This is a genomic window from Prosthecobacter sp. (assembly GCF_044222565.1).
In the GTDB taxonomy this organism is placed as follows: domain Bacteria; phylum Verrucomicrobiota; class Verrucomicrobiia; order Verrucomicrobiales; family Verrucomicrobiaceae; genus Prosthecobacter.
Window position 1 is genome coordinate 17,543 of the sequence record NZ_JBGANA010000028.1, and the last position, 14,109, is coordinate 31,651.

General features: G+C 59.8%; 11 protein-coding genes. 10 read left to right on the forward strand and 1 reads right to left on the reverse strand.

Annotation, left to right across the window (positions count from 1 at the left end):
- Positions 1-6: 6 nt before the first annotated feature.
- The 10 genes from ACILSR_RS27960 (at position 7) to ACILSR_RS28005 (ending at position 11,865) form a co-directional block, all read left to right on the forward strand.
- A complete protein-coding gene (locus ACILSR_RS27960) occupies positions 7-729 on the forward strand; it encodes a hypothetical protein (RefSeq protein WP_395753114.1) in 723 nt (240 codons plus the stop codon).
- 49 nt (positions 730-778) lie between these two features.
- Positions 779-1,000, forward strand: a complete 222-nt coding sequence (locus ACILSR_RS27965) for a hypothetical protein (RefSeq protein WP_395753115.1) — start codon at positions 779-781, stop codon at positions 998-1,000.
- Positions 997-1,305 (forward strand): type II toxin-antitoxin system RelE/ParE family toxin, encoded by a 309-nt coding sequence (locus tag ACILSR_RS27970; RefSeq protein ID WP_395753116.1) that lies wholly within the window; start codon positions 997-999, stop codon positions 1,303-1,305. Before ACILSR_RS27965 ends, ACILSR_RS27970 begins: the two co-directional genes overlap by 4 nt.
- 81 nt (positions 1,306-1,386) lie before the next feature.
- Positions 1,387-7,014: an excinuclease ABC subunit UvrA gene (locus ACILSR_RS27975; protein ID WP_395753117.1), complete on the forward strand. Its 5,628-nt coding sequence runs from the start codon at positions 1,387-1,389 to the stop codon at positions 7,012-7,014.
- A gap of 47 nt (positions 7,015-7,061) precedes the next feature.
- A complete protein-coding gene (locus ACILSR_RS27980) occupies positions 7,062-7,523 on the forward strand; it encodes a hypothetical protein (RefSeq protein WP_395753118.1) in 462 nt (153 codons plus the stop codon).
- The gene (locus tag ACILSR_RS27985) at positions 7,448-8,119 is read left to right on the forward strand and encodes a hypothetical protein (RefSeq protein WP_395753119.1); all 672 of its coding nucleotides are present in this window, start codon (positions 7,448-7,450) and stop codon (positions 8,117-8,119) included. Before ACILSR_RS27980 ends, ACILSR_RS27985 begins: the two co-directional genes overlap by 76 nt.
- A 110-nt stretch (positions 8,120-8,229) precedes the next feature.
- Positions 8,230-8,946: a YebC/PmpR family DNA-binding transcriptional regulator gene (locus tag ACILSR_RS27990; RefSeq protein ID WP_395753120.1), complete on the forward strand. Its 717-nt coding sequence runs from the start codon at positions 8,230-8,232 to the stop codon at positions 8,944-8,946.
- Complete coding sequence (locus tag ACILSR_RS27995) at positions 8,946-11,120, forward strand: hypothetical protein (RefSeq protein ID WP_395753121.1); 2,175 nt, start codon at positions 8,946-8,948, stop codon at positions 11,118-11,120. The genes ACILSR_RS27990 and ACILSR_RS27995 overlap by 1 nt, the downstream gene beginning before the upstream one ends.
- Positions 11,113-11,427, forward strand: coding sequence for a hypothetical protein (locus tag ACILSR_RS28000; protein WP_395753122.1), 315 nt, complete (start codon positions 11,113-11,115; stop codon positions 11,425-11,427). Before ACILSR_RS27995 ends, ACILSR_RS28000 begins: the two co-directional genes overlap by 8 nt.
- Before the next feature lie 60 nt (positions 11,428-11,487).
- Positions 11,488-11,865 carry a hypothetical protein gene (locus tag ACILSR_RS28005; protein ID WP_395753123.1) on the forward strand — a complete coding sequence of 126 codons (378 nt, stop codon included), beginning with the start codon at positions 11,488-11,490 and terminating at the stop codon, positions 11,863-11,865.
- A 33-nt stretch (positions 11,866-11,898) separates the two neighbouring features.
- On the opposite strand, the gene ACILSR_RS28010 is transcribed toward ACILSR_RS28005, so the two are convergent.
- Entirely contained in the window at positions 11,899-13,971 is a 2,073-nt protein-coding gene (locus ACILSR_RS28010; protein ID WP_395753124.1) for a hypothetical protein, read from the reverse strand.
- Positions 13,972-14,109 lie beyond the last annotated feature (138 nt).

The window sequence follows — 14,109 nt, forward strand, 5'->3', positions numbered from 1 at the left end:
CCTGCGATGAAGAGAATCTATTTAATGCTCCTTGGATTGAGCATGCTCACCGGATGTCATTCGGCAGCTTACAAAGAGAATGCCGAGTGGAAGCGCACTTACCAAGCCGAGCAGGCTCGTGCTCGGACCGAGAGACAGCGGATGGACGATAGTCTGCGTCAGGCGAAAGCCCGTTTTGTGGAACTCTTTGGCCGATATCAATGCACTCTGGATGATGTCCCGCAAACCGACGAGTCCAAAGGACCGGGCCACCGGTTCAAGTCCATGCAACTCGGAGACCATGTGACTCTGAAGCTGAAGCTCGGAAAAGCCACCCACGCCGATGGAACTCCTTATGGCCCCACACGCACGGCATCTCGTTATCAGCTTCTCTGGGATGGCAAGCTCGTCGCTGAGGCAGAAAGTCTTTTTTCCACGGGTAACGAAGGTTCTCTTGAAAACCGCATTTTTTACTGCCCGAAAGATCACACGGTCGTGGTGTATGATGATCTTTGTTGGAGCACCGATCGGTTTCTCGTTTTCGAAAAAACCAGCGCATTAGACACTCTCAGCTCCTGGCGTGTTAAATATTTTACAGTGCCAGATCAACCGATTGGCCAGGGTCTGTCAGACTTGGCCAAGATTTTGGGTGTCGGAAACGGCCGCATCTATGTGGAATACGACGGCCAGCCTTACGCCCTCCCGTTCGATGATTTCCTAGTGACAAAATTGGAGTTTACTGTTGGGTGATCCCAAATCAATTCTTGAGCTTGGGGAATCCTCCACGTATTTTAACCCTATGGTTATCGAGCAACATCCCTCCCTCCACTCTCTGAGTGCTGAAGAAAAGCTCCAGCTTTCCGAGGAGCTGTGTCTGGACGCGCTCCTGGATGCGCAGCGAAATCCGGCTTTGCGCGAAATGGTGCAGCAGCGCCTTCAGGATTATCGCGATGACCCTGACAGCGGTATCGCGTGGGATGACCTCAAAGGAAAGATTTTTTCCCGCCAGAAGGTCGCATGATGGAAATCATTTGGACTGCCGGAGCCGGACGCGAGCTTCAGGAAGTTTATGAACAACTTGAAGATGCCCGGGAAAACAGCGGGCGGAGTCTGATTGCGGAAGTGCAGCGGATGGTGGAATTGCTCTCGGCTCAGCCTCATATGGGCAGCTTCTTCGAAAAGCCTGCTCGGAAGCTGCTTGTCGCGAATCGTTATGGCATTATTTATTCGCCAGAGGACCGAGGCGTGGTGGTGCTCTCGTTTGTGGATATGAGGCGTGATTTGCAGCCGCTGCGTAAACGCATTCGAGACTGGTACGGCAGGTGAGAACATCCGCCCGCTTTTCTTTTTCACCTTCCCTCAGCGCCCGATTGCCAGCGGGGGGCGTATCGTTAATCTCGCGCCTCCATGTCTCGTACTGCCAAAAAATCTGCCGCAAAGAATTCGCTCAGTGACGTCATTCGCATCCGGGGGGCGAGGCAGAACAATTTGAAGGGGGTGGACCTGGATCTGCCGCTGGGGAAGCTGAATGTGATCACGGGGCCGAGCGGTTCGGGGAAGTCGTCGCTGGCGTTTGACACCATCTATGCGGAAGGGCAGCGGCGGTATGTGGAGACGTTTTCGCCTTATACGCGGCAGTTCTTTGAACGCATGGACAAGCCGAAGGTGGACTCGATTGAGGGGATTCCGCCGGCGATCGCAATCGAGCAGGTGAACAACATGCGCAGCACGCGCTCCACGGTGGGCACCATCACGGAGATCAATGACTACCTGAAGATGCTGTTTCCGCGGCTGGCGGAGGCGACTTGTCCCTCCTGCCATCGCACGGTGCGGCCGGAGTCGCCGGAGAGCATCTTGAACGAACTGCTCGGCGCGTTTGCCGGAAAGCAGGCGCTCATTCTTTTCCCCGTGCCGGTGCCCAAGAACGCCGTGGCGGCGGACTTTGCGGCGTTTCTGCAGTCCCAGGGCTTTCTGCGCATCTGGCTGTATGGAAACGTGATCCGTCTGGATGAGGCGGACGCGGTCAAGGGCCGCAAACTGCCGGAGCAGGTGATGGTGGTGCAGGATCGTGTGACACTGGAAGCGAAGCAGCGCTCACGCGTGAGCGAGGCGCTGGAGGCGGCGCTGCGCTACGGCAAAGGCAAGGTGGCAGCGAGCATCGATGATGAGACGCGGCACTTTTCCACGGACTGGTCCTGCGCGGACTGCGGCATCACGCTGCCAGCGCCGACGCCGGGACTGTTCAGCTTCAACAGCCCCATCGGCGCATGTCCGACGTGCCGGGGCTTTGGCCGCACGCTGGGGCTGGACATGGGGAAGGCGATTCCCGATGAGTCGCTGAGCATCAATCAGGGGCTGGTGCGTCCGTTTCAAGGCAGCACCTATGGCGAGTCTCAGGTGGATCTGGAGAAGGCAGCGCGGAAGCGCGGGGTGGACATTCACAAGCCGTTTGAGGATTACTCGAAGGAAGATCGCAAGTGGCTCATTGAAGGGACGCGGGATGATCCGGAGGAGGCGTACAATCGCGGCGAGTGGTATGGCGTGCGCGGCTTTTTCAAATGGCAGGAGTCGCGCAGCTACAAGATGCATGTGCGTGTGTTCCTGAGCCGTTACCGCGCTTACACGGAGTGTGGCGATTGCGGCGGCGGGCGTTTGAAGAAGGAGGCGTACAATTATCGCATCGGGCAGCACACCATCGCCGAGCTTTCACGTCTGCCGGTGAGCGAGCTGCACCCGCTGGTAGAGTCGTGGCCGATCAAGGCGAGCGATCATGTGGCGACGATGCTGCGCGGAGAAATCGCCAGCCGCATCAGCTACATGGATCGCGCGGGACTGGGTTATCTGAACCTGGACCGGCAGACGCGAACACTGAGCGGTGGTGAGCTGCAGCGCGTGAATCTGACGACCTGCCTTGGTGCTTCGCTGGTGAACACGCTTTTCGTTTTGGATGAGCCGAGCATCGGACTGCATCCGCGTGACATCGGCCGCCTCATCGGCGTGATGGAAGGGCTGCGGGACAAAGGCAACACGCTGCTGGTGGTTGAGCACGAGGAAGCCGTGATGCGCAGCGCGGACAACCTGATCGATATCGGGCCGGGTCGTGGCGAGAAGGGAGGCGAGCTGGTGTACAGCGGGCCGCTCGAAAAACTCAGCGCAAAGGTGAAGTCGCTTACGGGAGACTACCTGTTTGGGAGGAAGTCGGTGCCGGTGCCTGCGAAGAGGCGTTCCGTTACAAGTTTAAAGTCTCAAGTTTCAGGTTCAGAGGCCGTGGAGGTCAAGGGACGCCGCAAAGGCAAACTTGAAACTTCAAACCTGAAACCTGGCACTCTTTCCATCCACGGTGCGCGACAGAACAATCTGAAGAAGCTGGATGTGGACATTCCGCTGGGGGTTTTCTGCTGCATCAGCGGCGTGAGCGGTTCGGGGAAATCCACCCTGGTGCATGATGTGCTGTATCGGAATTTGCAAAGGCTGCGCGGCGAAGTGTGCGAAGAAGAACCCGGGCGCGTGAGCAAGATCACGGGCTGGGAGCAGCTGCATGATGTGGTGATGGTGGATCAGTCACCGCTGGCACGTACGCCGCGCTCCACGCCGGCGGTGTTTCTGGGCGCGTTTGATCACATCCGCGCGCTGTTCGCAGAGACAGAAGATGCGAAGGCGCAGGGCATCATGCCGGGCTTCTTCAGCTTCAACTCCGGCGAGGGGCGCTGCGAGCGCTGCGCTGGAAATGGCTTCGAGAAGATCGAGATGCAGTTCCTGAGCGACCTGTATGTGACCTGCCCTGAGTGCGAAGGGAGACGCTATCAGCCGCACGCGCTCAAAGTTCTGCTGCATGGCAGGAGCATTCACGAAGTGCTCGGCATGACGGCGGAGGATGCAGTGACTTGGTTTGGCGGGCCGTTGTTTGAGTCATCCAAAAAGGCCGCGCAGATTGTTTCGCAGCTCAGCCTTCTCAACGAAGCGGGCCTTGGCTACCTGAAGCTCGGCCAGCCGCTGAACACGCTCTCGGGCGGTGAAGCACAGCGCCTCAAGCTCATCGGGCATCTCATCGAGCATCCCGCTGGCGCCTCCTCAGGCAGTCTGCTGCTGCTGGATGAGCCCACCACAGGCCTGCACTTTGACGACATCGCGCTGCTGGTGAAACTGATGCAACGCCTCGTGGATGAGGGTCACAGTTTGCTCGTGATCGAGCACAACCTGGAGGTGATCAAATGCGCGGACTGGGTCATCGATCTCGGCCCTGAAGGCGGCGAAGCAGGCGGCTCCCTCGTGATCGCAGGAACGCCGGAGGAAGTCGCGGCATGCGCGGCTTCACATACCGGACAATATCTCAGCACCGTTCTCGGCACCCGGACTTTTGCCCCCAGCTTGGTTCGTGAGACGCCTCGGGAAACACCCGCGAACCGAGATCAGCGAACGGCGAACGCCATCAGCATCCGCGGCGCGCGCGAGCACAATCTCAAGAACATCTCCGTGGACATTCCGCGCGATGAATTTGTCGTCGTGACCGGCCTTAGCGGCTCCGGCAAATCCTCTCTGGCGTTTGACCTCGTTTTTGCGGAGGGGCAGCGGCGCTTCCTGGACAGCATGTCCGTGTATGCACGCACGTTTGTGGAACAGATGGAGAAGCCGGAGGTGGATCTCATCACCGGCGTGCCGCCCACCGTGGCCATCGAGCAACGCATCTCGCGCGGCGGTGGAAAATCGACCGTGGCGACGGTGACGGAGGTGTATCACTTCTTTCGCCTGCTGTTTTCCAAGCTGGGCACGCAGTATTGCCCCACCTGCAATGTGCCGGTGAAAAAGCAGAGCGTGCAGGCCATTCTGAAAACCGTGCAGCAGCACCTGCGCAGTAGCGAAGGCCAGCTCCTGGCGCCGCTGATCAAAGCGCGCAAAGGCTTCCACACCGATGTGGCGGAGCATGCCGCCAAGCATGGCATCCAGACCCTGCTGGTGGACGGAGAATTCCGCGACACGATGGGCTTCAAGAAACTGGAGCGCTTCAAAGAACACACGATCGATGCAGTAATCGCCCGTGTTTCCATGAGCGACGATGCCGAGCAAATCCGCTCTCACATCGAGGCCGCGCTGAAGATGGGCAAGGGTACGATCAAGCTGCGCCTGAATGACAAGACGATGCATGTGCTGAGCACTGAGATGAGCTGCCCCTCATGCGGTCTCTCGTTTGAAGAGCTGGACCCGCGCCTCTTCAGCTTCAACAGCCCGCATGGCTGGTGCAAAGACTGCCGCGGATTTGGCGTCACAGGGCACAAGACCGACCACGCCGATCGCGCGCCGGATGTGTCTGTGCTCGAAGCGGAGCTGGAAGAAGAGCGCCGCTTTGCCAGCGCGGAGGATGAAGAGGACAAGCCGCGTGAGATCTGCCCGAGCTGCCAGGGCAGCCGTATCAATGAGATCGGCCGTGCGGTGCAGCTGCAGGGCACGAAGATTCAGCAGTTCGCCGGATTGACGGCGGGCGATGCAGGCAAGCTGCTGGGCAAGCTCAAGTTTGAAGGCACGGAGGCGATCATCGCGCGGGACATTGTGAAGGAGATCGCCCAGCGCCTGAAGTTCATGCAGGAGGTGGGGCTGGGGTATCTGCAGCTCAACCGCAGTGCGGATACGCTGAGCGGTGGTGAGGCGCAGCGCATTCGTTTGTCCGCGCAGCTCGGCAGCAATCTGCGCGGGGTGCTGTATGTGCTGGATGAGCCGACCATCGGCCTGCATCCGCGTGACAACGAGAAGCTGCTGGACACGCTGATGGCTCTGCGGGACAAGGGCAACTCGCTGCTGGTGGTGGAGCACGATGACGAAACCATGAAGCGCGCAGACACCATCCTCGATCTCGGACCTGGTGCTGGGAAGTTTGGCGGGCAGATCGTGGCGCAGGGCACGCTGCCCCAGATTTTGAAGAACAAGCAAAGTGTCACCGGCGCCACTTTGCGTTCACCCATGCAGCACCCGGTGCGCGGCTCGCGCCGTCCTCTTCCCGCAGCCAAGTCCAAAGAAGGCTGGCTGGCCGTCACCGGTGCGACGGTGAACAATCTCAAAAACGTGGACGTGTCCATTCCGCTCGGCCGCCTCACGGTGCTCACGGGCGTGAGCGGCAGCGGCAAGAGCTCCTTCATGCATGGCGCGCTCTCGCCTGCGGTGCGGGAAAAGATCAGCAAGTCAAAGGTCAAAACGACCGTCAAGACCTGGAAGAGCATCAGCGGATTTGAAAATCTGCAGACCGTGCATGAGGTGGACCAGTCGCCCATCGGCAAGACCAGCCGCTCCTGCCCGGCCACGTATGTGGGCATCCTCGATGACATCCGCAATCTCTTCGCGCAGGTGCCGCTGGCACGCACACGCGGCTACACGGCGAGCCGTTTTTCCTTCAACACCGAAGGCGGTCGCTGCGAGGTCTGCGGTGGCAATGGCGAGATCAAGGTGGAGATGGCTTTCCTCCCCACCACCCGGGTTCATTGCGAGGCCTGCAACGGCCAGCGCTTCAATCCCTCCACGCTGGAAATCGAATACAACGAAAAAAACATCGGCAACGTGCTGCGCATGAGCATCAGCGAAGCCGCGGAGTTTTTCGCGCCGGTGCAGAAGATCGCTCGTCCGCTCCGCCTGCTGGCAGACACCGGCCTGGGCTACCTCCAGCTTGGCCAGCCCAGCCCCACGCTCAGCGGCGGCGAGGCGCAGCGCATCAAGCTCGTGACCGAACTGCGCAGCGGCGATGGGCGCACGACGAAGGAGCGGCTGAAGGGCATCACCGTGGCCGGAAAGCGGAATTTGTATCTCATCGAGGAGCCGACGATCGGACTGCACATGCAGGACGTGGCCCGGCTGATCGATGTGCTGCACCGGCTGGTGGATGAGGGGCACACGGTGGTCGTGATTGAGCATCACCCGGATGTGTATGCCGAGGCTGACTATCTCATCGACATTGGCCCCGAGGCCGGACCCGAGGGTGGGAAGCTGGTGGCTGCGGGAACGCCGGAGCAGGTGAAGAAGTGCAAGGGGAGCGAGACGGCGCGGTTTTTGTGAGGCTAGTTTGAGGTTGCGCAAAAACTTCCAGTCGCAGAGGCTTCCCCATGAAAGCCTTCCTGCTTTTGTTTTCGTTGTTGTTCTCGCTGGCCCAGGCATCCACGACTTCATTCTTGATGGTCAAAATGCCGGTCTGCCTGTCCGATGAGAGCGAGGAATTCCCACCCATCTTCCTGCTGGATGTGCCAGTGTTGAGAGCGGGCGGCGCTCCCGACTGTGACTTTGGCCTCATCTGCAGCGAATACCTGCCACCGAGCGCAGCCAAATGGGCGAAGCCTCAAAATGTGAACATCGCTGCCGCCTACGGCATCAGGATCACGGCCAGGATTTCAGCCGCAGACCAAACGCTCGCGCTCACCATTGACGCAACGACCGCACACAAGCCGGAGGGTTCTCCGCACAGCATCGAGCAGGTGATTGATGCCGTGGAAAAGTGCGTGAAGTCGATGGAGAACCAGATCCTGCCTGCTTACAAAAAGACGGTGGTGCGCACACTTACTGCCCGGTAGCGGCAGGAAGATTTGTGCCGATGGCCAGTAGTGGACCCAAGAAGTGGTTCGGCGCTCTCGTCATACCGGGCATGCGCTTTCACAGATCATCGCTTCGTCGCACCCCTGACTGGCAGATGGGGTGCATCGACAGCAAGTGGAGGTGGATTGTCCCCTGGGGTGTGTTTGGAGTGGTTGGGGCGACCGTGACGCTCCTGTGTTGTACACCTGGGATATGCTTATCCATCGAGCGCAATACCTTCTACGAGTTCAGGTTGCAATTTGCAAACCCCGCAAAGTCCCCTCCGCCTGGAGCGATGGTGGTTCGAATTGATTCCGAAAAAGAGATTCAGCTGGGTGAAGTGAGGCTTGACGTGTCTCCGCCCAAAATTCAAACCGATGACCAGTGGTTGTTTCGCCAGCTGGAATGGAAACAAGAGTTGATAAGAAAGAAAAATATTCGGGCTGCGGTTCGGCAAGAACTTGGGAAAAAATCCGTGACACCAACCGTTGTGGTTCGCGTCACTTCGCAAGTACCCCTGGAGACCATCGCCATCGTATGGACAAGCATACAGGCCGTTTCAAATGCGACCTTGTATTTGGAGGTATGCGATTAGTCTCCGCGCGGCGCGCGGAGTTCAATAGGAGTCCAGCCTTTGTGGCTCTTGCATTCCCCCCGCTCCCACCTTTGATTGTGGCCTAACTTTGAACTGAACAGACACACATCATGGGCGCACAATGGAAACAGAAATGGCGGGAAATGGCCGCGGACCAGAAGGGGAAGATCACGGGCAAGCTGGTGCGTGAAATCCAGGTGGCGGCGAAGCTGGGCGGACCGCACCCCGAATACAACGCCCGTCTGGCAGCCGCCGTGGCGAATGCCAAGAAACAGAGTGTGACGCGGGACACCATTGAGCGCGCGATCGCCAAAGGGTCGGGCACCGGGCCGGATGCGGTGCAGTATGAGACGACGATTTATGAGGGCTTCACCCCGCACCGGGTGCCGGTGGTGGTAGAGTGCCTGACGGACAACAACAACCGCACCTCCTCCGAGATCCGCGTGCTGTTCCGCGCAGGCAGCATGGGCAAGGTGCTGTGGATGTTTGATCATGTGGGGCTGATCGAAGCGCACCATGCGGACAAGTCTCTGGACATCGAAGAGGCGGCGTTGAATGCCGAAGCCGAAAATGTGGAGCCGATGGAAGTCGAGGATGAAGAGGCGGCGGGCCACCTCGGCGCGCGCTTTTTCACGCAGACCACCACGCTGGACGCAGTGACGAAGGCGCTGAAGGCGGCGGGCTGGCAGATCACCACCTCGGAAATGAGCTACATTCCCAAAGAATACCCGGAGCTGACGGATGAGCAGCGGGATGAAGTGACGAATTTCCTGCAGACCCTGGATGGGCACGATGATGTGCACCGGGTGTATGCTGCGCTGAAGTAATGACCTGTGCCAACATCCGCATGACGAATGAGTGCCGAAGCCCTATCGCCCGAGAGGTGCGGCACCGGCGCGTGGGGTGGGTGATTCGAGCTGCGCCGCTCCTGCTGGCGGCGTTGTTTCTTGGTGGCTGTGGAAAGAAGAAAGCTGCCGCACCTGCCACAACGGCGGCGCCTGTTGTGGTGAAACCCACACTGCTGACGGAGGCTGAAAAGCTGGGCCTGGCGGGAAGGGTGCCGGTGGATGTGGAGTTCTGCCTGAGCAGCGTGCAGCTCAAGAAGCATACGGAGGCGCTGATGGCCTCGCGCTGGTGGGGGCAGATGCACGCCTTTGTGGAGGACAAGCTGCCGGCTTCAGGATCAAACGAAGCCGTCGCGGTGGACGATGCCTTTGTCGCATTCGGGCCGGAAAGCGTGAAAAGTCTCCTGCTGCTACGGCAGCTGAATGATCTCTACAACGAGACGGCGTATCGCGGCATGATGAGCGGAGGCGCGTTGTCGGGGCTGGGCACAAGCTTTGATTCCAAGAAACTCGTAGATGCGGCCCTGCGAGATACCGAAGTGCTGGAGGCGCTGATCCTGCTGCTGGAGCGCTTTGAAATGCCGCCGATGATGATCGGTGTGGCATCGCCAGAACCGGAGAAGGTGCTGAAGCAGATGAGCGATCTGCTGCATCTGGCGGACTGGCTTGGAGATGCGCCGCAGTCACGCATCGTAACGACCCAGGGCGAAAAGATCACGGTGAATGAAATCGCGATGGAGCGTGTTTTGACTGCGGAGCGGCGGCGGGAGTGGCTGGATGTTTTGGTGAAGACGATGCCGGGCCTGACGCCGGAGATGCAGGACCGGATCTCGCGCGGACTGGAGGTGCTGGCGCGGAAGAAATGGGTGCTGGCGCTCGGCCTCGGCACGCAGCGCGCCTATCTGGCGGTGGGGAAATCCAAAGATGAGATCCGGCTGGCAAGTTCGGTGGAGGAGTCGGTGCTGGCACGCCCTGAAATGCGCACGCTGGATGCGCACGCGCAGAAAGGTCTGGGTGTGATCGCATGCTGGGACGGTGCCTTTTTGGACGTGCTGCAGTCGGACCATCCGTTTCAGCCGATCCTGAGCGGACTGCTGGCGGGACTGCGCGCAGAGAAAATGTTCGCTGGCATGGCTGGCGCTCTGGAGCCGGGGATGATCGAGCTCGCGGCGGCTGAGCGTGCGTATTACCACAGCGACCACACGCCGGGCGCGGCGGTGGCGTGGTGGGAGGGTGGTGTGCAGATGGAGATGACGGGAGGCTTTTCCAAAAAGGATGCGGAGGAGATGAGCAGGGCATCGCAGTTCAGCGCGCTTCTGGATGAGCCTGAACTGGTGCTGGGCGTGAGCGGCCAGGGGTCCAGCACCGGCGCGGGGCGGGCGTATTTTGAGGCGTGGATGCGCGCGGTGCATGCGACAGCGCATGAGCTGGTGAAGGCGGGCGTGGGCGGCACACAGTCCGCGGAGATGTACAAGCTGGCGGACCAGATGCTGCTGCCCCGGGTGCTGGATGTGTATGACGGCACGAAAACGATCTGGCAAAAAGCGCTGACCGGCGATGGAGCCTTCATTCTCGATGTGGGCGGAAAGATGCCGCAGCTGCCGGGCCTGCCTCCAGGTGGTGATGCTGTGCCGCTACCGCGCATGATGACCGTGCATGAGATCAAGAACCGGGCGCTCATCGGAGTGTCATGGCAGAACATGGAAGAATCGCTGCAGCTGCTGCTGAAGAGCGTGCCACTGCCGCAGCCGATCACGCTGCCAGAGGCGGTGGTGAAGCGGAGCGGCGACCTGATGAGCTATGTGTATGAGCTGCCGTTTGATTCACGGGAGCTGGCACCCTGCGCGTCTTTGAATGACCGGCTGCTCATGCTGGGCACCTCCCGTGTGCAGCAGAGCCATGTGGCGGAGCTCCTGCAGCAGCCACGTGGCGGCCCGGCCGCAGGCATGCGCGTGAAGCTGAACATCACCAAACTTCGTGAGTTCCTGAAGAAGTTTGCGGCTGCGCGTGCGCAGGGTGGTGGCGGCGATGATTTGAAAACAACCTTGAAGTGGCTTGAGCCGCTGGGAGCACTGGACCTGCGCCTCTGGAGTGAGGACGGCGTTGGGAAATCCCGTGCGTCATGGCAGATGCACGATGTGATGAGCTATGACTGACAAACCTCAAAGCATCTGGAAGCGCATTCCCTGGCTGATGCTGGCGGGAGGACTGGCGGCTGCGCTGGATTTGCTGTGGTGCTGGGCCTGCTTTTCGGATGAGGAGGGGCCGGGTGGTGGCATGGCGATGGCACTCTGGCTGCTCGTCCAGGCGGCACTCGTTTTTACCGCCTCCCTGCTGATCGTGGTGGGATTCATCGTGACCAAGGGGCGTTCCCGGTGGATGGGCTGGCCGCTGCTGATCGCTGCATGGGTGCCTGTGTACTTTTGGTGGCAGAGCGGGAACCTGCCGTTCTTCCGTCACTGATGGAAGCGAACTGGTTTGTTTCAACGAAAACGCAAATGGCTCCACTCATGCCGTATGCTCATGAGATTCTTTTGTTCAGTGCTGATGATCTGCGGTCTGTCAGGCTGCTACGTCTTCGATGCGAACCTGCCCCGGCCCAAAGCCGAGTATGGTCAGCACAGTGAGCAGACCATTGCGGTGACAGCGCGCACTGGATTCAGAAAGCCGGGTGTGCATCATGTGCCGCGCGGAACGACGCTGCGACAATTTATGAAGATCGCTCAAATTTTGCCGAACCGTAAGTGGGGCTTCAGTGAAACTTTCTGCGGCTGCAGGGTCGGGCAAATTCGGAATGGGAAAGGAGCGGGAATTTTCTCGCAGGCAGAACCCACTGAAAAACAGTATGAAACAAGCCTGGAGGACGGAGCCGAAGTGAATGTATTTTTTTGGAACATGTGACGGGCTTCACCTTCCACATTCCAATTCCCCGCCTCACTTGGGCGACGGAGACACCGGCACCGGCCCTGCTTGCGCGCGCCATGTGAGGAGGTCTTTGTCGTTTTTGAAGTAAATGACGGGGACGGCCTTGCCTTTGGGGCCGTCCGGCAGGAGGCGGCCTTCGGCGTCGAAGTTGGCGATGCGGGAGTCGGCGTAGCGGATCCACCCTTGCAGCGCGCCGGAGTCGGGATCGTAGCGATAGACATCGCGCCACAGCTTTGGCGTGGTAAGCCGGGGGCTCACATACGCAGGAGCGGTGGAGCGCTCGAGTACTTCGGGGAACACCACCTGGCTTAAGAGGGTGAGGTTGAGTCCGCGCAGCATGTAGCGCTCGCCGAGGGAGAGCTTGTCTGGAGGAGACATGGTGTCGAAATGACCGGAGGCCTGCTCAACGAGTACACCCTGGGTGATGAGGCGGTGGAGCTCGGCGCGGACATCTGCGACGGCGGTGGATTTGGAGGAGGTCATGGCGAGTTTGTCGAGCTCGCTCTGGGAACCGAGATAGAACGAATGAAACGCGGCGATGGTGTTGAGCACCTTGTCGATGGTGGCGCGCACGGTGATCCCGGACTTTTCCACAGCGATGGTTTTCAATGCTGCGCTGATGCCCTCGCCGAGTTTGGCGCGGAGCTGCGCGGCCTCGTCCTTGCGTTTTTCATCACGCTCGGCGGCAGTGAAGGCCTCGAGCTGGGGCTTGAGCACAAGGTAGTGCTTTTGCAGGGCGCCGCGTTCCTCGGGCGTGAGGATTTGATCCAGCAACCGGCTGCGGAGGTTGGTGTCCTTCAGGCTGAAGGCGAGCAGGATCCTCACCCAGCGGGGATCCGTCTCGGTGACAGGAAGTCCGAAATCAGGATTGTGCGTCTGATAGTGGATCTCGGCCACGCGGCCCTTCTCGTCGTAGAAATGCATCTCGTTGGGCAGCATGTAAAAGCTGATGATGGCGGGCGCGCTGACGCTGGCGCCGTTGTCAGCAAAGATGCCGATGTCGATGCGATGGGTTCGAATGCCGGTGGCGGCGGCAATGGGCGGCTGCCAGCGGATGCGGAGACGCATGGCCTCGCCGCCGCGCTCCTGCTCAATGTGCACAAAGCGCGGGTCTCCCTGCAAAACGGAGGCGCGCATCTGCAGCGGGGCTTTGAAGAGATTGACGGTTTTGTCCAAACCAATGAGCATGCTGTGCTCCGCCTCATTGCCGCGGAGTATGCGTGCGATGGAGACTGGCGTGTCTGAAAGCTGCCAGGGATAGGGACCGAGAAGCTCAAAGAAATTCTTGCCCGCTTCGATCTGGCTTTCTTCGATGACACGTAGCAGGACGACCGGGGGAATCTTGGCAGATGTCATGTCATGGGCCATGAGCACCATCTTTTCCTCGTCGATCTGCCTGCCGTCAAAAACGGGAGGATGAGCCTTGCCGGAAAAGTAGTCCTCCGGGTTCTGCACCTGCTTGTTGGACCGGCGGAAGATGGACTGCAGGGTGGGCATGAGCAGGTGCTTTTCAATGAGCAGCTTCTGCGTGCCCGGAGGAAAGGCGGCGGTGGTGGAAAGAAGGGCCTGAAGAAAGGGCTGGTCGGTGAATGAGGAACCCTGGGAGATGAGTAGGCACGGCGTGTTGAGCGGAAGCAGATCACCGTACCCGCCACCGACACCGTTGGCACCCATGTCGTAGTCCTGATGCTCGGGATAGATGAAGAGGTTGTTCGAAAGGTACTGCTGGGCCAGGAAACGGTTGCCGCCAGGGTCCATCATGTAAATGCGCGGGAGACAGCCGAGCTGTGTGGCTCCGGAGGCCATGGAGCAGTTGCCCAGGAGAGGCTGCGAACGAACCTGCGAGGCGGCGCCTGTCTCATTTCCGGTGCTTTTAAACACCTGCAGCTGCGGATAGAGACCCGTGTTCAGCGGCGAGTGCTGGCCGTCGCGATTTTCATACATGATGGCCGAGAGCCCTGCGGCGGTGCCTTTGGCAAACCAGTCATTGATGAGCGCTGCGACTTTGTCCGTGCGAGTGGTGACAGGCTGCGCCGTGACGGCAACCACACCCAGCGTCAGAAACGCAAGGAGGCGCATCAAGGCCGTGGGTGGGATCAGCACGCGGCCAATGTCAGTGAAGCAGGGCAGTTCGCAAAAGGAATATGCAGCGAGAAGGTTTAGAGAGGTCTCAGGCACCCGCGCATCGGAAACCCCGTTTGCTCACGCTGGGGCATCCGG